The 17,239-nt window shown below is 63.9% G+C and carries 16 protein-coding genes; 2 read left to right on the top strand and 14 right to left on the bottom strand.

Annotated features, from left to right (window positions below):
- Positions 1–146: 146 nt before the first annotated feature.
- Both adk and ppc read right to left on the bottom strand, forming a co-directional pair.
- A complete protein-coding gene (adk, locus tag ACF8C6_RS00500) occupies positions 147–794 on the bottom strand; it encodes an adenylate kinase (RefSeq protein ID WP_076579664.1) in 648 nt (215 codons plus the stop codon).
- Positions 795–957: 163 nt separating this feature from the next.
- A complete protein-coding gene (gene ppc, locus ACF8C6_RS00495; protein WP_392497517.1) occupies positions 958–3,594 on the bottom strand; it encodes a phosphoenolpyruvate carboxylase in 2,637 nt (878 codons plus the stop codon).
- A 194-nt stretch (positions 3,595–3,788) separates the two neighbouring features.
- Between ppc and ACF8C6_RS00490 the strand changes: the two genes are divergently transcribed.
- Positions 3,789–4,133 (top strand): pilin assembly protein, encoded by a 345-nt coding sequence (locus ACF8C6_RS00490; protein WP_392497516.1) that lies wholly within the window; start codon positions 3,789–3,791, stop codon positions 4,131–4,133.
- Positions 4,134–4,142: 9 nt separating this feature from the next.
- Here the strand turns inward: ACF8C6_RS00490 and ACF8C6_RS00485 are convergent, their stop codons facing one another.
- The 8 genes from ACF8C6_RS00485 to prfB all read right to left on the bottom strand — a co-directional run bounded on the left by ACF8C6_RS00485 (position 4,143) and on the right by prfB (position 11,703).
- Positions 4,143–4,466 carry a hypothetical protein gene (locus tag ACF8C6_RS00485; RefSeq protein WP_392497515.1) on the bottom strand — a complete coding sequence of 108 codons (324 nt, stop codon included), beginning with the start codon at positions 4,464–4,466 and terminating at the stop codon, positions 4,143–4,145.
- Between the two features lie 12 nt (positions 4,467–4,478).
- Positions 4,479–5,357, bottom strand: a complete 879-nt coding sequence (locus ACF8C6_RS00480; RefSeq protein ID WP_392497514.1) for an alpha/beta hydrolase — start codon at positions 5,355–5,357, stop codon at positions 4,479–4,481.
- Positions 5,357–6,103 (bottom strand): TIGR00266 family protein, encoded by a 747-nt coding sequence (locus tag ACF8C6_RS00475; protein WP_392497513.1) that lies wholly within the window; start codon positions 6,101–6,103, stop codon positions 5,357–5,359. Before ACF8C6_RS00475 ends, ACF8C6_RS00480 begins: the two co-directional genes overlap by 1 nt.
- 193 nt (positions 6,104–6,296) lie before the next feature.
- The gene (locus ACF8C6_RS00470) at positions 6,297–7,577 is read right to left on the bottom strand and encodes a flavohemoglobin expression-modulating QEGLA motif protein (RefSeq protein WP_392497512.1); all 1,281 of its coding nucleotides are present in this window, start codon (positions 7,575–7,577) and stop codon (positions 6,297–6,299) included.
- A gap of 9 nt (positions 7,578–7,586) precedes the next feature.
- Entirely contained in the window at positions 7,587–8,141 is a 555-nt protein-coding gene (locus ACF8C6_RS00465) for a hypothetical protein (protein WP_392497511.1), read from the bottom strand.
- A gap of 66 nt (positions 8,142–8,207) precedes the next feature.
- Entirely contained in the window at positions 8,208–8,921 is a 714-nt protein-coding gene (locus ACF8C6_RS00460; RefSeq protein WP_392497864.1) for a TetR/AcrR family transcriptional regulator, read from the bottom strand.
- A gap of 113 nt (positions 8,922–9,034) precedes the next feature.
- Positions 9,035–10,537 (bottom strand): lysine--tRNA ligase, encoded by a 1,503-nt coding sequence (lysS, locus tag ACF8C6_RS00455; protein ID WP_392497510.1) that lies wholly within the window; start codon positions 10,535–10,537, stop codon positions 9,035–9,037.
- A 70-nt stretch (positions 10,538–10,607) separates the two neighbouring features.
- Positions 10,608–11,703, bottom strand: a protein-coding gene (gene prfB / locus ACF8C6_RS00450; protein WP_392497509.1) for a peptide chain release factor 2 whose coding sequence is annotated in 2 segments (ribosomal slippage) — positions 10,608–11,630 and positions 11,632–11,703 — 1,095 coding nt in all. Because the reading frame shifts where the segments join, the coding sequence is not laid out codon by codon here.
- Positions 11,704–12,100: 397 nt separating this feature from the next.
- Between prfB and ACF8C6_RS00445 the strand changes: the two genes are divergently transcribed.
- Positions 12,101–13,753, top strand: a complete 1,653-nt coding sequence (locus tag ACF8C6_RS00445) for a diguanylate cyclase domain-containing protein (RefSeq protein ID WP_392497508.1) — start codon at positions 12,101–12,103, stop codon at positions 13,751–13,753.
- On the opposite strand, the gene ACF8C6_RS00440 is transcribed toward ACF8C6_RS00445, so the two are convergent.
- The 4 genes from ACF8C6_RS00440 to ACF8C6_RS00425 all read right to left on the bottom strand — a co-directional run bounded on the left by ACF8C6_RS00440 (position 13,717) and on the right by ACF8C6_RS00425 (position 17,201).
- The gene (locus ACF8C6_RS00440) at positions 13,717–15,405 is read right to left on the bottom strand and encodes a GMC family oxidoreductase (RefSeq protein ID WP_392497507.1); all 1,689 of its coding nucleotides are present in this window, start codon (positions 15,403–15,405) and stop codon (positions 13,717–13,719) included. The two genes, ACF8C6_RS00445 and ACF8C6_RS00440, sit on opposite strands and share 37 nt — an antisense overlap.
- Positions 15,406–15,485: 80 nt before the next feature.
- The gene (locus ACF8C6_RS00435; protein ID WP_277689927.1) at positions 15,486–16,211 is read right to left on the bottom strand and encodes a tellurite resistance TerB family protein; all 726 of its coding nucleotides are present in this window, start codon (positions 16,209–16,211) and stop codon (positions 15,486–15,488) included.
- A 104-nt stretch (positions 16,212–16,315) separates the two neighbouring features.
- A complete protein-coding gene (locus tag ACF8C6_RS00430; RefSeq protein ID WP_392497506.1) occupies positions 16,316–16,618 on the bottom strand; it encodes a ribbon-helix-helix domain-containing protein in 303 nt (100 codons plus the stop codon).
- A 16-nt stretch (positions 16,619–16,634) separates the two neighbouring features.
- Complete coding sequence (locus ACF8C6_RS00425; protein WP_392497505.1) at positions 16,635–17,201, bottom strand: DJ-1/PfpI family protein; 567 nt, start codon at positions 17,199–17,201, stop codon at positions 16,635–16,637.
- Positions 17,202–17,239 lie beyond the last annotated feature (38 nt).

Raw genomic sequence — 17,239 nt, 5'->3', positions numbered from 1 at the left:
CATTATAAACGCCAACGGCCTGCAATTGCGGGCCGTTGAAGATATGACGGATCGAGCGAAGCAGCGCCAGGCTAGGCGGGAAACGACCGACGGGAGTAACAGCCTAAGGCTGGCCCGAAGGGCGTTTCCCAACCACGCACGGCCGATCAGCTGAGGGCAGCGAGTACCTTGGCGGTGATTTCGTCTACCGAACCAACACCGGCGATGGCGCTGTACTTCGGCGTGCCTTCGGCAGCGGACAACTTCTGATAGAAATCCACCAGCGGTTTGGTCTGCGAATGGTAGACCGACAGGCGATGACGCACGGTTTCTTCGGTGTCGTCCTTGCGCTGCACCAGGTCTTCACCGGTCACATCGTCCTTACCTTCGACTTTCGGCGGGTTGTAGACCACGTGGTAGACGCGGCCACTGGCCTCGTGCACTCGGCGGCCGGCAATACGCTGAACGATCTCTTCGTCGTCAACGGCGATTTCGACCACGTTGTCGATGGTCACGCCCGCTTCCTTCATGGCCTCGGCCTGGGGAATGGTGCGCGGGAAACCGTCGAACAGGAAACCGTTGGCGCAATCAGGCTGGGCGATGCGCTCCTTGACCAGATTGATGATCAGGTCGTCGGAGACCAGACCACCGGCATCCATCACGCTCTTGGCCTGCAGGCCCAACTCGGTGCCCGCCTTGACGGCAGCGCGCAGCATGTCACCGGTGGAGATCTGCGGAATACCGAATTTCTTGGTGATGAAACCAGCCTGGGTACCTTTGCCGGCACCGGGCGCCCCCAGCAGAATCACGCGCATCGGAGTACTCCTCGAAAAATGACAGAAAGACGTCGGACTCGCCTCGTGGGGCCAATCTCGTTGAAATCAGGGCTTTGGCGCTACCGAGCAGCCAAAAGGGTGATCACGATACACAGCACCCCGGTACGGCACAAGCCACCGAAAGTCGGAGATCCGGAGCCCTTTAACCGGTATTGCGCAGGCCCGCCGCGATGCCAGCAACACTGACCAGCAACGCCTGTTCCAGAGGGCTGTCCACCTCATCCGCTCGCTGTCTGGAACGGGCCAGAAGCTCAGCCTGGAGCAGGTGTAGCGGGTCCAGATAGATGTTGCGCACGGTGATCGCTTCGCGTGTCTCCGGGCTGTGGGTGAGCAGCTCGGACTGAGCAGTCAGCCTCAGCACCAGCATGCGGCACTGCGACAATAGGTCGCGCAAATCCGCACCTAATGGTCGCAGTTGTGCGTCGACAAGGCGCTCATCATACAGCTCGGCGATGCCCATTTCGGCCTTGGCCAGCACCATCTCCAGCATGTCGATACGAGTGCGGAAGAACGGCCAGGCCTCGCGCATCTCCTCCAGCAGTGCCGTTTCACCACGCTGAATCGCGTTGCCAAGTGCGCGCTCCCAGCCCAGCCAAGCCGGCAACATCAGACGGGTCTGGGTCCAGGCGAAGATCCAGGGAATGGCGCGCAGACTCTCCACACCTCCGGCGCGGCGCTTGGCCGGCCGACTACCGAGCGGCAAGCGCCCCAGTTCCTGCTCCGGCGTGGCCTGGCGGAAATACTCGACGAACTGCGGATGCTCGCGCACCACGCCGCGATAGGCCGCCACGCCCTCCTCGGCCAGACGATCCATGACCGCACGCCAGCTGGGCTTGGGCACAGGCGGCGGTTGCAAGGTGGCCTCCAGCACCGCGGCCAGGTAAAGATTGAGATTCTGCTCGGCCAGGCGCGGCAGGCCGAACTTGAAGCGGATCATCTCACCCTGCTCGGTGATGCGGAACCGCCCGGCCACCGAGCCGGGTGCCTGCGACAGGATGGCCGCATGAGCCGGACCGCCGCCACGCCCGACCGTGCCGCCGCGACCATGGAACAGCAACAACTCGACATCGTGCTGGCGACATACCTCGACCAGGGCTTCCTGCGCTCGATACTGGGCCCAGGCGGCGGCCGTGGTGCCGGCATCCTTGGCCGAGTCGGAATAACCGATCATGACTTCCTGCGGGCCATGCAGGCGCGCGCGGTAGCCATGCAGACCAAGCAGCCGGTCAATGGCAGGGCCAGCATGGTTCAGGTCGTCCAGCGTCTCGAACAGCGGTGCAACCCGCATCGGCCGTTGCACACCGGCTTCCTTCAATAGCAGTTGCACCGCCAGCACATCAGAGGGCGCGCCGGCCATGGAAATCACATAGGTGCCCAGCGAAGCGGCTGGCGCAGCGGCGATCACCTTGCAGGTGGCCAGCACCTCAGCGGTCTCGGCCGACAGGCGATGCTGGGGGGGCAGTAACGGACGACGGTTGTCCAACTCGCGCAGGAGAAACTCCACGCGACGCTCTTCATCCCACTCGGCGTAGCTGCCCAACCCGAGAAAGTCAGTGATCTCGCCCAATGCAGCGGCATGCCGAGCGGCATCCTGACGGATATCCAGACGGCCGAGGAACAGGCCGAAACAGGCGGCACGACGCAGGCAGTCGAGCAGCGCTCCTTCGGCAATCACGCCCATGCCGCAGGCGTGCAGCGAGTGGTAGCAAAGCTCCAGTGGTTCAAGCAGCTCGCGGTTGTCATGCAGCACCGCCTCGTCGGCCGCAATATCGTCCTTTAGAGCAGCCTGGGCCCAGGCACGCGTGGCGCGCAGGCGTTCGCGCAACTGCTTGAGCAGTGCTCGATAGGGTTCGGGATGGACGCCGACCACCAGGCGCAGCTCATCGCTGGCCTGGTGCATGGACAGCTCGGCAGCCAGCTGATCGACATCGCGCAGGTACAGGTCCGCGGCCATCCAGCGCGCCAGCAGCAGTACCTCGCGCGTCACACTGGCAGTGACATTGGGATTGCCGTCGCGGTCGCCCCCCATCCATGAAGCAAAGCGCACCGGTGCCGCCTCCAGTGGCAGGCGCAGGCCGCAGGCCTCGTGCAGGGCCCGGTCGGCCTTGCGCAAAAAACTCGGCACCGCGTGCCACAGCGAATGCTCGATCACCGCGAAGCCCCACTTGGCTTCATCTACCGGCGTGGGCCGGCTGCGGCGGATTTCCTCGGTGTGCCAGGCCTCGGCAATCAGACGGCGCAGACCGAGTTGCACCTCATCACGCTCGGCGGGCGAAAGATCCGTGTGATCGAGCTCGCCCAGGCGGGCAGCGATGGCATCGTACTTCTGGATCAGGGTGCGCCGCGCCACTTCGGTGGGATGGGCGGTGAGCACCAGTTCGATATCCAGCCGGGCAATCTGTCGGGCCAGTTGTTCCGGCTTGTGCCCGTCGGCGACCAGGCGTTGCAGTAACTCGGCCAGGACCCGGTCGTCGAAGGGTTGCGCCTCGTCCGGGCGGCGCCGGCGAATACGGTGATACTGCTCGGCGATATTGGCCAGGTTGAGGAACTGGTTGAAGGCCCGAGCCACCGGCAGAAGCTCGTCGTCGTCCAGGCTGGCAAGGGTTTCGCGCAGTTGCTGCTCACCGGCCGAAGAGCCCTGGCGCCCGGCCTTGGCCCCCTGTCGGATCAGCTCGATCTTGTCGAGAAAGGCCTCACCAAGCTGGCTGCGAATGCAGTCGCCCAGCAGCTCGCCGAGTAGGTGAACGTCTTCGCGCAGGCGCGCATCGATTTCCGCCATGACCCTTTTCTCCGGCTTCGGATTGAACTCCAGCTTGCACAGGGCGTCCTGTTCTTTCAAGCAAGCGACAAATCTGCCCGAGCTTGCGCACGGCGGTCTAGGCTCTAGAGGACGAGGCTACAAGCCCCGTGGGCCGGAATGCAGACCTACCCGGCAGGATTGCCGCCCACCACGAATGGGCAACCGAGGTGACTATGAAGATCAGGGAACTCGTGCGCCATTGGGAACAGAACGCCAAGGGTCGCCTGACCCGCAGCCAATTCCACATCCACCTAGACCTGGAGTCCGCGGCACGCCTTGCGGCCTTGGCCGAGATGTATCCCAAGCGCAATACCGAGGAATTGCTCGGTGAGCTGATCGGCGCCGCGCTGGAGGAACTGGAAGCCAGCCTGCCCTATGTGAAGGGCAGCAAAGTGGTGGCTACCGACGAGCAAGGCGACCCGTTGTACGAGGATATTGGCCCTACGCCACGCTTTCTGGCCCTGTCACGACGCTACCTGCAGGACATGCTGGCGCAGCAGGACAGCGCCAAGCATTGAGTGTGAGCGTTACTGCGCCTGCGGGGTTTCCTGACCCATGCAGCGCACTGCCTGCTTCTTGTTGTCCACCAGCACGCCGGTCAGGCCTTTTTGCTGGGTATCGAACAACACCAGCACGCCATCAATGCACTGCGCCACCTGGTTGGCCGGCTTCAAAGAGACTTTGTAGTCTTCACCGGGAATGGTCTTGAGCATGGTGAAGTCCGCCAGCAACAGGGCGTCCTCCTCCTTGGCGAAATGCACGTAACCGTAGTACCAGAGCACCGCCACGGTGCCAACGATGCTGGCGATGCCGGTGAGGATCAGGGGAATGGCGTTGCGTTCTTCACTCATGGCGTTCATCACTTACTGGGGTGAGTTGGGATCGGGAACCTCGACCAGGCGCCGCAGGCCGACGAAACTGCGTGGGTCTTCGAGGTAACGCAGCATCACCTCGCGCCAGGTCGGGTCGGCGAAGGTCTGCACATGGCCGCCGCGGGTCGGCTGGAACACGCGCGGCGGGGGCGCAGCCTGATACAGGCGCACGCCATTGGCAAGGGGTACGACCTCATCATCCAGGCTGTGGTAGATCAGCATCGGTACGCCGGTCACTTGCGGCATCGCGCGGATGGCGCTGTCGCCATCCGGCACCAGCCAGGACAGCGGCACCTGCAGCGGCCAGGTCAGCCAGGCATTGCCCAGCGCATAGCGGCCGACTTCACGATAGCTGGCCGGTACGCCGTCGAGCACCAGCGCATGGAGCTTGGCCCGGCTGTCGGCATTACCGGCCAGGTAATGCACCGCCAGCGCGCCCCCCAGGCTCTGGCCCAGTAGCACCAACGGCTTGCCCTGGGTTTCCGGGGCCTTATTCAGCCAGGCAAAAGCGGCGTCGATATCCTCATACAGTTCGGGCAACAGCGGCTCGCCTTCGGACAGGCCATAGCCGCGGTAGTCGAGCAACAGAACCTGGTAGCCCTGCTCCGGCAGCCAGTAACTGCCGCCCAAGTGCCAGGCCAGATTGCCGCCGTTGCCGTGCAGATGTAGCACGGTGCCCTTGACCTCGACGCCCTCCTTCGCCGGCAGCCACCAGGCATGCAGACGTGTGCCGTCAGCGGCCTGCAACCAAATATCACGGTATTCCAACCCGGCTTTTTCAGGCGTGATCGGTAGCCCCTTGACCGGGTAGAACAGCCAGGTGCTGCAGCCCTGAAGTAGCAAAAACAGCACCAGCAGTGCGGCGCGCATCACTTGCCTCCGGCGCGGACTTCCTCGCGCGCCTTGAAGGTGGCCTCGTAGACGCGCTCCGCCAGTCGCGAGAACGGCAGACTCTGAACCCACACAGTTCCAGTGCCCTTGAGGGTAGCCAGGAGGATGCCCTCGCCACCGAACAGCATGCTCTTCAACCCTCCAGCCAGGCCGATGTCGTAATCGATGCCGCTGGTGAACGCCACCAGGCAGCCGGTGTCCAGGCGCAGGGTCTCGTTGTTCAACTCCTTGCGGATCACCGTGCCGCCGGCGTGCACGAAGGCCAAACCATCGCCCTCCAGTTTCTGCAGGATGAATCCTTCCCCGCCGAAGAAGCCGGCACCCAGGCGCTTGCTGAAGCTGATACCAACCGAAGTGCCATGGGCGGCACAGAGAAAGGCATCCTTCTGACAGATCAGCCGGCCACCGACCTGGCCCAGATCGATGGGCACCACGGTGCCCGGATAAGGCGCGGCGAAGCCAACCCGCTGGCGATCCTTGGCGGCATTGCTGAAGTGGGTCATGAACAGTGACTCACCCGTGAGCAGGCGCTTGCCGGCCCCCCACAGCTTGCCCAGCATGCCATTGCTAGCACCATCGCCCATGCGCGTCTCGAAGCGGATGCCCTCGGTCATGTAGTTCATCACGCCCGCCTCGGCGATCACCGCCTCGCCCGGATCGAGAATGACCTCCACGGCCTGCGCCGAAGCGCCGAGGATTTCGTAGTCGAGTTGATGGCTGGGCATGCGTGAGGGTTCCTTGATCGGTAGCCCGGATGCAATCCGGGATGGGCGCCCCCCCGGATTGCATCCGGGCTACGGGCTGGGGGTAATCAACCCCCTCTCCCGTTTACGGGAGAGGGCTGGGGAGAGGGCCGCGCCCCACCCTCTCCCCCGGCCCCTCTCCCACAAGTGGGCGAGGGGAGCAGAGCGCGCAGACCTAGAGGATATTCGCGTAGTCCGCCTCGATACGGTCCAGACTGAGGTGGTTGAGGAAGTTGGAGAAGCACATCCAGGCAGACAGCGCGTTGAGATCGCTGAACTGTGGCGGCAGGTACTTGGGTGGCACCACCAGCCCCTCATCCACCAGTTGGCGCAGGGTGCGCATGTCTTCCAGGGTAGTCTTGCCGCAGAACAGCAGCGGAATCTGCTCCAGCTTGCCTTTACGCACCGCAAGCTGGATGTAGTTGTAGATGAGGATGAAGCCCTTCAGGTAGGACAGATCCTTGGTGAACGGCAGTCCTGTCGGAGTCGAGCCGCGGAAGGCGCGGTAAGCATTGCTGTAGGCGTACTCGAGACTGAAACCCTGCTCGCGGTAGAACTGGCAGACCTCGATGAAGTTGGCACCCTCCTCGGCCATATGGATGGCACGGGTGCGGTTGGTCAGCTTGCGCAGGCGAGTCGGGTAGGAAGCGAAGGCGATCACCTCCATGAGGATGGCCAGGCCCTCCTGGGTCACGGTCGACGAGGGCGGCCCCTTGGCCAGAAAGGTGCAGATCGGCTGATTGAGGCCGTTGAGCGTGGTGCCCACATGCACCAGCCCCTCGTGTACCTCCAGCGCACGCACATCGCGCTCGTTGAACAGGGCGTCGGCGCGGATCTTGATGTAATCAGCGCCGGCGGCAGCGTCGGCGACTATGCCGTCGGACTCGAACACCCGCACGGTGTCATCACCAAACACCCGAGCCAGGCGCTGCTGAAGGATATCCACGGCATCCTTGGCAGTGAGCGTCTTGGGCTCGGCCTCAAGGTCACCGCGCTCGGCGATGTTGTTCAGGTACTCGGACAGCATCACGCCCAAGTCGGCCAGGGTCGGATCACCAGCGTGGAAAGCATCGGAGGCGGCGCCGTACAGCTCCTGGGAGATCACCCCGAAGTCGGCGGTACCGCGGGCTTCGAGCATGCGAATAACCATGCGGTATTCCTTGCACATGCGCCGCATGATCTGTCCGGCCGGGTTGAACTGGCCGAGCTGACGGGTGATATCGCGCTCGATGCTCTGGAATTCCAGCTTCTTCTGCGTCGGATCGAATGACAACGGGCGGTTGTCGTAATAGCCACGATCGACGGCGGGCAGCGCCTTGCCCTTGGCCGCGAGAAAAGCCTCACGCACCCCGTCGTCCCACTTCACCGCATCGAGCACACGGATCGGCGTCTGCGCCTCTACCAGGCGCCCGGACAAGGCTCGGATGATGTCGTGGTAATCCTCCTGCCGACTCATGGACGCCCCTTATTCGACGCTGCGCTGGTAACGCGCAACCTCGACGAAGACATCCGAGTTGGCCTGGTCGTCCAGGTAGGCGAAGACCTTGTCCAGATTACTGGTGACCAGCACGCCCTCACCTTCAGGCGTATCCACCGGCTGGCCTTGCAGCACACCGCTGTCCATTTCCTGAAGGATACGCTCGACGTCCAGGTTGTAGATCACCAGCTCATTCTTCGCCGTCAGCTCGAAGCCGGCGATGGCAAAGTTAGCGCCCATGCGCTTTGGCAGACCGGCGGAAACGTACCAGCGGCGGCCATGGTGGGAAACGGTGAAGCCGTATTCCTCAGGCTCTTCGACTTCCGCGTCGACTTCACTCCAGACTCTGGCTCGGTAGAGATTGGAGCCTGCGCGGGAGATGCTCAGATACTGCTGGTCGCCCCATTCGTCCTGGCGCTCCCAGTCACCCAGTAGTGGAATCGGCGCTGCTTCGTTGGCAGGAATCGGTTCCTTGAAGGTCACCAGACAACCGTTCAACAGCAGGCAACTCAGGGCGGCTATCGCCACGCGCCAGGCAATCATTTCGCACTCCTTGTGAGAATTCGGGCGGGCCAGAAACACAAAGCCCCGCCGAAGCAGGGCTGGGACTCATTGCCCGATAACCAGATCCAGAAAACGCTGCAGAACAGCGCGCTGGGCCTCTAGATCAAAGTCGTCCACCCCGTCGACAACGGCATGATATTCCATCCGCAAAATAAGCGTAGTCAACACCTGGGCATCCTCGAAAGGCGCGCCAGAGCCGATTGCCCGCAAAGCACGCTCGGCAAAGCGAAAACGCAGGCTCTGGTGAGCCAGGGCCAGGGCGCGCAGTTCGGGGTTGGTCAGCGCCTCCTGGCGGAAGGCCAGCTCAACCAGCAACTCGTCATCATGGCTGCGGACCTTGCTTTGCACGTGCTCGACCGTCAGGTCGATGATATGGGCGGCCATCTCGCTACGCGCCGCCGGATTCCGCTCAATGGCCGCACTGATGCGCTGGAAGTCCTCGTCCACCCCGGCCCACAGCGCCGCCAGGTTGGCCGCGCTGCGCTGCACAAACAGGGCGAAGCTGTCGGCGATCAGATCACCGATGTCCTTGAAGTAGTACGTGGTGGCCGACAGCGGCACATCGGCCTCGGCCGCTACCGCGCGGTGACGCACGCCACGCAGCCCCTCTCGTACGACGATACGCAAGGCCGCCTCCAGGATGGCCTGGCGGCGCTGCTCGCTGCCTTCGCGACTGGCCTTGCGACCACGGTACTGAACCGCAGCCGCCAGTTCGGCAGCGAGCTGAGCAGGGGACTCCAGAGCGACAAGGTTCACCAGAGCAATCCTCACACCAAGTGATGATAGAAAACAGGGGGCTGCCTCGACGGCAGCCCCCTGGCTTCACACAGACACACAAGCCGCCGCAAAGTTGCTCACCGGCATCTAGGCAATCAAGCCTGTGGACGCATGTGCGGGAACAGGATCACATCGCGGATCGACGGCGAGTTGGTCAGCAGCATCACCAGGCGGTCGATACCGATGCCCTCGCCGGCGGTGGGCGGCATGCCGTATTCCAGCGCGTTGACGAAGTCGGCGTCGTAGTGCATCGCCTCGTCGTCACCGGCGTCCTTCTCGGCGACCTGGGCGAGGAAACGCTCGGCCTGGTCTTCGGCATCGTTCAGCTCGGAGTAGGCGTTGGCGATCTCGCGGCCACCGATGAACAGCTCGAAACGGTCGGTGACGTTGGGGTTCTGGTCGTTACGACGGGCCAGCGGCGACACTTCGAACGGATACTCGGTGATGAAGTGTGGCTGCTCCAGCTTGCTCTCCACCAGCTCCTCGAAAATCATCACCTGCAGCTTGCCCAGGCCTTCGTGGCCGAGCACCTTGGCGCCGGCCTTCTTGGCGATGGCGCGGGCCTTCTCGACGTCATTCAGGTCGTCGGCGGTGATATCCGGGTTGTACTTGAGGATGGAGTCGTACACCGACAGGCGCACGAACGGCTCGCCGAAGTGGAACACCTTGTCGCCGTAGGGCACGTCGGTGCTGCCGAGCACGGCCTGGGCCAGCTCGCGGAACAGCTCCTCGGTCAGGTCCATGTTGTCTTCGTAGTCGGCGTAGGCCTGGTAGAACTCGAGCATGGTGAACTCGGGGTTGTGCCGGGTCGACACACCTTCGTTACGGAAGTTGCGGTTGATCTCGAAGACCTTCTCGAAGCCACCGACGACCAGGCGCTTGAGGTACAGCTCCGGCGCGATACGCAGGAACATGGCCATGTCCAGCGCATTGTGGTGGGTTTCGAACGGCTTGGCCGCGGCGCCGCCGGGGATGGTCTGCAGCATCGGGGTTTCCACTTCGAGGAAGCCGCGATCGCTGAGGAAGCGACGGATGTGAGCGATGACCTGGGAGCGCACGCGGAAGGTGTGGCGGGTTTCCTCGTTGACGATCAGGTCGACGTAGCGCTGGCGGTAGCGCTGCTCGGTGTCGGTCAGGCCGTGGTGCTTGTCCGGCAGCGGGCGCAGCGACTTGGTCAGCAGGCGCACGCTGGTCATCTCGACGTACAGATCGCCCTTGCCGGAACGGGCCAGCGTACCTTCGGCGCCGATGATGTCGCCCAGGTCCCAGGTCTTGATCTCGGCCAGGGTCTCTTCCGGCAGGGTCTTGCGGTTCACATACACCTGCAGGCGACCGCTGCTGTCCTGCAACACCATGAAGGAGCCGCGATTGAGCATGATGCGACCGGCGACCTTGACCGGAATGGCGGCTGCTTCCAGCTCTTCCTTGGTCGCGCTTACGTACTGTTTCTGCAGGTCGGCGAAGTAGTTTTCGCGGCGGAAGTCATTGGGAAAGGCGATGGCCTTGGCCTCGCGCACGGCGGCAAGTTTTTCCTTGCGCTGGGCGATCAGCTTGTTTTCTTCCTGTTGCAGTTCAGCTTGGTCGAGTTGCTCGCTCATGGTCGTCTATCTGCCTGGCGTCTAAATCAAATGGGTTACGAGCAGGGGCGCGGGCCCCTGCGGATGTGGATCACAGGCCCTGTTTCAGGCTGGCTTCGAGGTACTGATCGAGGTCGCCGTCGAGCACCTTCTGGCAGTCGCTACGCTCGACGCCGGTGCGCAGATCCTTGATGCGCGAGTCGTCGAGCACGTAGGAGCGGATCTGGTGGCCCCAGCCGATGTCGGACTTGGAGTCCTCCAGCGCCTGGGAGGCGGCCGTGCGCTTCATCATCTCCAACTCGTACAACTTGGCCCGCAGCATTTTCATGGCGGTGTCCTTGTTGGCGTGCTGCGAGCGCTCGTTCTGACAGGCCACCACGGTGTTGGTCGGCACGTGAGTGATACGCACCGCCGAATCGGTGGTGTTGACGTGCTGACCACCGGCACCGGAGGAGCGGTAGGTGTCGATGCGCAGGTCGGACGGATTGATCTCGATCTCGACCTTGTCGTCGATCTCGGGGGATACGAACACCGCCGAGAACGAGGTGTGGCGGCGCGCGCCGGAGTCGAACGGGCTCTTGCGCACCAGGCGGTGCACGCCGATCTCGGTGCGCAGCCAGCCGAAGGCGTACTCGCCCTTGATGTGCACAGTGGCGCCCTTGATGCCGGCCACTTCACCTTCGGACAGCTCGATGATGGTGGCATCGAAGCCGCGCTTGTCGGCCCAGCGCAGGTACATGCGCAGCAGGATATTGGCCCAGTCCTGCGCTTCCGTACCGCCGGAGCCGGCCTGAATATCCAGGTAGCAGTTGTTCGGGTCCATCTCGCCGCTGAACATGCGGCGGAATTCCAGCTTTTCGAGGATTTCGCGCAGGCGCTCGACCTCGGCGACGATGTCGTTCACCGCGCCTTCGTCGTTCTCTTCGGCGGCCATTTCCAGCAAGTCGCGCGAATCGGCCAGGCTGCCAGTGAGGTCGTCGATGGTCTCGACGATTTGCGCCAGCATGGCGCGCTCGCGGCCCAGGCTCTGCGCGTATTCGGGCTTGTTCCAGACGCTGGCATCTTCCAGCTCGCGGTTTACTTCGACCAGACGATCATGCTTGTGATCGTAGTCAAAGATACCCCCGAATGGTCTGGGTGCGCTCGGACAGGTCCTTGATGCTGTTGAGGATCGGATTGATTTCCATGGTGGGCAGCACTCTCGGGCAAGATGGGCGCAGAACAGTCGCGCCCCTGCCAACGGGCATCAGCCCAGGCCAGGCGGCGAACGGTGCGCCGGAGTTTCTGAAAAGCCGACGAGTATAACTCAGCATGCCCGCACCTGGCATCCCGCTGCAGACCGGCGCCCCAACGGCCATGCCCGACATGCCCCCCAAAGCACCCATTCGCCCGCCTCTGGCCTGCCGGCGCCTCGCAGTCACCGCAAGTCAGGAGGCAACCCGAGCAGTACCTAACCAGAAGCGCAAAGACGGAATGCAGTTTGCAGACCGCATGCACTTTGTGTGCAATGTGCCCACGCAGCTTGGGCTATGCTCACAGGTGCGCCTCATTCGCCTCCTGCACCGTATTCGGAGTCGCCACATCATGCGCACCTCGACCAGCCTCCGCAGCCGCTTCGCCATCCTCATCGCCCTGTTGGTGGCAGCCCTGAGTTGGTTGCTCGGCAGTCTGATTGGCCACGACTCCAGCCAGCGTATTCGCGACGAGATTGGCCGCGATCTGGCGGAAATCTCCTTTCAAATGATCGACCGCCTGGACCGGGACATGGCCAGCCGCGCCAGCTACCTGCAGGTGCTCGGTAGCCTGCGCGCCCTGCGCGAGCCGAGCGACAGAGGTGAAATTCGCCGCCTGCTCGACCGCCTGCAGCAGGAAATCCCCAGCATTTCGTGGATCGGCTTCACCGACCCGCAGGGCACGGTGCTGGCCTCCAGCAACGGCATTCTCGAAGGCGTCAGCATCGCCCAGCGCCCGGTTTACCTCGAAGGACGCAAGGGCCTGTTCATCGGTGATGTGCACGAGGCCGTACTGCTGGCCAAATTGCTGCCCAATCCCAGCGGCGAGGCGATGAAGTTCGTCGACATCAGCCTGGCCACCTATGGCCCGACCGGCGAACTGAGCGGGGTACTGGCCTCGCACCTGTCCTGGGGCTGGGCCGATGAGGTCCGACAGTCACTGCTCGAACCCATCCAGCAACAGCGCAATGTCGAATTTCTGGTGCTGGGCCAGGATCACACCATCCTGCTCGGCCCCAAAGCGATGATCGGCCAGAAACTCGAGTTGCCAGCGCTGCAGGATAACCAAGAGGCCTCTCACTACTGGGCAGTGCAGCAGTGGCCGGACGGCCAGAGCTACCTCACGGGTTTCGCCACCAGCCAGGGCCACCAGGACTATGCCGGACTGGGCTGGACGGTCGTCGCCCGCCAACCTCAGGCCGAGGCCTATGCCCCCGCCCGTGAACTGACCCGTAACGTGCTGCTCTGGGGCAGTGCCCTGGCACTGCTGTTTGCCTGCATCGGCTGGCTGCTGACCGGTTACTTCACCCGACCTTTGCGCGAGATTGCCAAGGCGGCCGACCGCCTCAGCGCCGGCGAGGTGACAGCCATTCCCGACCTGCACAGCCCCAGCGAAATCGCCCGGCTCAGCCAGTCGATCCGTCAGCTGGTAGAGAGCCTGACCCACCAGCAGACGGCCCTGAATATCATGGAGGATCGCGCGCACAGCGACCCGTTGACCGGCCTGCCCAACCGCGCCGCGCTAGAGAAATACCTGCCACGCATGCAGCACGATGCCAGTACCACGCGTACCTGCCTCGCCCTGCTCTACCTTGATCTGGACGGTTTCAAGCCGGTCAACGACCGCTTCGGCCACGCGGCCGGTGATCTGCTCCTGCAGGAAGTGGCCCAGCGCCTGCGCGGCTGCCTGCGCGACGGCGACCTGGTGGCGCGCCTGGGTGGCGACGAATTTCTCATGATCCTGCGTGTTTCGCGGGCAGACGCCCTGCCGCAGGCCCGGCAGATTGCCGAGCGCACCCTGCAGGCCCTGGCCGAGCCGGTCGAACTTGGCGAACAACAAGCCAAGGTGGGCTGCAGCATCGGTGGCGCCTTCTGGCCGCTAGATCATTCCGACCTGAGCCAGGCGCTGGAACTGGCTGACCAGGCGCTGTACCGCGCCAAACATGCTGGCAAGAACCGCGCGGAGTTTCAGACCAGCGAACTGCCTGACGCCCTCGGCTCCTGATTCGCCAGCACGCCCGACGCAGCGACCGGTTGCGCCCTCTGCGCACGCTCGGCATCCGCCAGGATCATCTGCGCGGCCTTCTCCGCAATGACCAGCACCGGCGAGCAGCTATTGCCCGAGATCAGCCGGGGCATGATCGAAGCATCGGCGATGCGCAGGCCCGGCACACCGTGCACCCGCAGGCGACTGTCGACCACGGCCAGTGTCCCCTGGCCCATGGCACAGGTGCCGGCGGGATGGAAGATGGTGGTGCCGATCTCACCCGCCGCGCGCTGCAGATCTTCCTCGCTCTGGTAGTCCGGCCCCGGCTTGTATTCCTGCGGCTGGAACGGAGCCAACGCTGGCGCGGCGACAATGCGCCGGGTCAGGCGGATGGCATCGGCAGCCACCTTCAGGTCGCGCGGGTCACTCAGGTAGTTGGGTTGAATCAGCGGCTTGTCGCGGGCATCCGCCGAGCGGATGGCCACGCTGCCGCGGCTGTGCGGGCGCAGATCGCAGACCGACGCGGTAAAAGCCGGGAAACGGTGCAGCGGCTCGCCGAAACGCTCCAGCGATAGCGGCTGCACGTGGTACTGCAAGTTGGCCGTGGTCTGGCCGGGGTCGGACTTGGCAAAGGCGCCCAACTGGCTCGGCGCCATCGACAGAGGCCCGCTGCGCCGCAGCAGATACTCCAGACCCATGCCCAGCTTGCCCCACCAGCTGTTGGCGATGTGATTGAGGGTCGGCGCTCCGCTGATGCGGTAGATCAGCCGCAATTGCAGATGATCCTGCAGATTGCCACCGACCCCTGGCAGTTCATGGCGCACGCCGATGCCCAGGCGTTCGAGCAACGCGCGCGGGCCGATGCCCGAGCGTTGCAGCAGGGTCGGTGAGCCGATCGAGCCCGCGCAGAGGATTACCTCGCGTCGCGCCCGCCACTCGCGACGAACACCCCGCCAGTCACCCTCCACGCCAATGGCGCGGCCGTTTTCAAGCAGCAGGCGCTGCACTTCGACGCCACTAAGCACGGTGAGATTGGCCCGCCCCTGTACCGGCCGCAGAAAGGCCTTGGACGCGTTCCAGCGCACACCGCGCTGCTGGTTGACCTGGAAGTAGCCACAACCCGCATTGTCGCCACCATTGAAGTCATCCACGCTGGCGATACCGCTCTGCGCCGCTGCCTCGCGAAAAGCATCGAGAATCGACCAGGACAAACGCTGGCGCTCGACCCGCCACTCTCCACCTGCACCATGCAGGGCACTACCACCGGCATAGTGGTTTTCCATCTGTTTGAACAGTGGCAACAGGTCGTGCCAGCCCCACCCTGGGTTGCCGGCCGCAGCCCAGCCATCGTAGTCGCCGGCCTGGCCACGCATGTAAATCATGCCGTTGATCGACGAGCTGCCGCCCAGCACCCGCCCCCGCGGATATTTCAGGCTGCGCCCGTGCAGGCCAGGCACCGCCTCGGTGTCGAAACACCAGTCGGTGCGTGGGTTGCCAATGCAATACAGATAGCCTACCGGAATATGAATCCAGGGGTAGTTATCCGGGCCGCCGGCTTCCAGCAGCAGCACGCGGTTGGCAGGGTCGGCGGACAGCCGGTTGGCCAACAGGCAGCCGGCCGGCCCGGCGCCGACGATCAGGTAGTCATAACTCTCCGCGGTCTCGGGCATGCAGTCCTCGCAGGGCGGTTCTTGTGGTTATGCTCAGCGAGCCTACCCGCAGTCGCAGCCCTGCGAAAGCCTACCTTGGGTTAGGCCAGTTCGCGGCGTACCTGCGCCTCCAGCTCGGCCTTGAGGCCAGGTTCCAGCTTGAGCTGACGGGCCAGCTCCTCCAGGTAGGCGCGCTCCATGAAGTGCTCTTCATCGACCATTAGCACGCTGGCGATATACATCTCGGCGGCCATTTCCGGCGTGCTGGCGGCACGCGCCACATCGGCCGGATCGAGCGGCTTGTTCAACTCGGCATCCAGCCAGCGCAGCAGTTCGGGATCGTTGGCCAGTGCGCCGATCTGCTCCTCGATCAGCTGACGTTCCTTGGCATCCACATGGCCATCTGCCTTGGCCGCCGCCACCATCGCCTTGAGAATGGCCTGGCTGTGCAGCTCGGCCTGCGGCGCCGGCAGGCGGTCAACGGTCTGCGGCTCGATCTTCGCTTGCGCGACGCCCTGCTGCGCTTGCCAGTTGCCATAGGCCTTGTAGGCAATCACCCCGAGCGCGGCCAGGCCGCCGTAGGTCAGCGCCTTGCCGCCCAGCTTGCGCGCACTCTTGTTGCCCAGCAGCAAACCCAGCGCGCCCGCGGCCAAGGCGCCACCACCGGCCCCCTTGAGCAGGCTGGAAAGATCGCCACCGCCCTTGCCGCCAGTGACGCCCCCCAGTAGCCCGCCCAGGCCAGGGGAAGATGCCGAGCCGCCTTGCTTCTGTTGCAGCAGGTCCTGGCCGGATTTGAGCAGTTGATCGAGCAGTCCACGCGTATTCATTGCACATTCCTCTGGTGAATAGGTCGTTCCATGCTGTGACCGATTCTAGCCAGCGAGGTTGACGCCGGAACGGCGCGCTGTGCTTCTGAATATTGCAGCCCGCCTCAGCGAGCCTGCACCAGACTGAGCACCTCAGCCGCACACTGAGGCCGTTGCGCCAGGTAGCGGGTGCAGCTGACGCGCAGGAAGGAAGCGAAGTTGACCACCTCGCCGCGGTACTCCATGACCTCGTCGTAGAGCTTGGTAATCAGCTGGTTGGTGGTCATGCCATCGACCTCGGCGATCTCGCGCAGGATGTCCCAGAACTGGTTCTCCAGGCGCAGGGTGGTGACCACCCCGCGAATGCGCAGGGAGCGCGAGCGCGACTCGTAGAGGATAGGATCGGCCTTTACATACAGCTCGCACATGCCCCGCTCTCCTCTCTCAGCCCAGTACTTTCAGGAACGCCGCCAGCCAGGCCGGGTGCGCCGGCCAGGCCGGGGCGGTGACCAGGTTACCGTCGACGTGCACGCCATCCATCGGCACCTCCACGTACTCGCCACCGGCCAGGCGCACTTCCGGCGCGCAGGCCGGGTAGGCGCTGCAGCCACGGCCCTTGAGCACGTCGGCGGCGGCCAGCAGCTGGGCGCCGTGGCAGACGGCGGCAATCGGTTTGTTCGCCTTGGCAAAAGCCTGCACCAAGGCGATCACCTCGGCATTCAGGCGCAGGTATTCGGGCGCGCGGCCACCAGGGATCACCAGGCCGTCGTAGTCCTCGGCGCGCACCTTGGCGAAGTCGAAATTCAGCGCGAAGTTGTGCCCCGGCTTCTCGCTGTAGGTCTGGTCACCTTCGAAATCGTGGATAGCGGTGCGCACCGTCTGCCCGGCGGTCTTGCCAGGGCATACCGCGTGCACGCTGTGACCGACCATCTGCAGGGCCTGGAACGGCACCATGGTTTCGTAGTCTTCGGCGTAATCGCCGACCAGCATCAGAATCTTCTTGGCCGTCATGACGGTGACCTCCTCTGGGTGAATGTGGCACCAGTCTG

Source organism: Pseudomonas sp. zbq_18 (assembly GCF_043102245.1).
GTDB lineage: Bacteria > Pseudomonadota > Gammaproteobacteria > Pseudomonadales > Pseudomonadaceae > Aquipseudomonas.
The sequence above is the reverse complement of the archived record's forward strand: the minus strand, read 5'-3'. Positions and strand labels throughout refer to the sequence as shown.

What these genes read in the sequence shown, in the direction of transcription:
- adk (WP_076579664.1), bottom strand. Translation starts at nt 794, where the DNA reads ATGCGCGTGATTCTGCTGGGGGCGCCCGGTGCCGGCAAAGGTACCCAG.
- ppc (WP_392497517.1), bottom strand. Translation starts at nt 3,594, where the DNA reads ATGGCGGAAATCGATGCGCGCCTGCGCGAAGACGTTCACCTACTCGGC.
- ACF8C6_RS00490 (WP_392497516.1), top strand. Translation starts at nt 3,789, where the DNA reads ATGAAGATCAGGGAACTCGTGCGCCATTGGGAACAGAACGCCAAGGGT.
- ACF8C6_RS00485 (WP_392497515.1), bottom strand. Translation starts at nt 4,466, where the DNA reads ATGAGTGAAGAACGCAACGCCATTCCCCTGATCCTCACCGGCATCGCC.
- ACF8C6_RS00480 (WP_392497514.1), bottom strand. Translation starts at nt 5,357, where the DNA reads ATGCGCGCCGCACTGCTGGTGCTGTTTTTGCTACTTCAGGGCTGCAGC.
- ACF8C6_RS00475 (WP_392497513.1), bottom strand. Translation starts at nt 6,103, where the DNA reads ATGCCCAGCCATCAACTCGACTACGAAATCCTCGGCGCTTCGGCGCAG.
- ACF8C6_RS00470 (WP_392497512.1), bottom strand. Translation starts at nt 7,577, where the DNA reads ATGAGTCGGCAGGAGGATTACCACGACATCATCCGAGCCTTGTCCGGG.
- ACF8C6_RS00465 (WP_392497511.1), bottom strand. Translation starts at nt 8,141, where the DNA reads ATGATTGCCTGGCGCGTGGCGATAGCCGCCCTGAGTTGCCTGCTGTTG.
- lysS (WP_392497510.1), bottom strand. Translation starts at nt 10,537, where the DNA reads ATGAGCGAGCAACTCGACCAAGCTGAACTGCAACAGGAAGAAAACAAG.
- ACF8C6_RS00445 (WP_392497508.1), top strand. Translation starts at nt 12,101, where the DNA reads ATGCGCACCTCGACCAGCCTCCGCAGCCGCTTCGCCATCCTCATCGCC.
- ACF8C6_RS00440 (WP_392497507.1), bottom strand. Translation starts at nt 15,405, where the DNA reads ATGCCCGAGACCGCGGAGAGTTATGACTACCTGATCGTCGGCGCCGGG.
- ACF8C6_RS00435 (WP_277689927.1), bottom strand. Translation starts at nt 16,211, where the DNA reads ATGAATACGCGTGGACTGCTCGATCAACTGCTCAAATCCGGCCAGGAC.
- ACF8C6_RS00430 (WP_392497506.1), bottom strand. Translation starts at nt 16,618, where the DNA reads ATGTGCGAGCTGTATGTAAAGGCCGATCCTATCCTCTACGAGTCGCGC.
- ACF8C6_RS00425 (WP_392497505.1), bottom strand. Translation starts at nt 17,201, where the DNA reads ATGACGGCCAAGAAGATTCTGATGCTGGTCGGCGATTACGCCGAAGAC.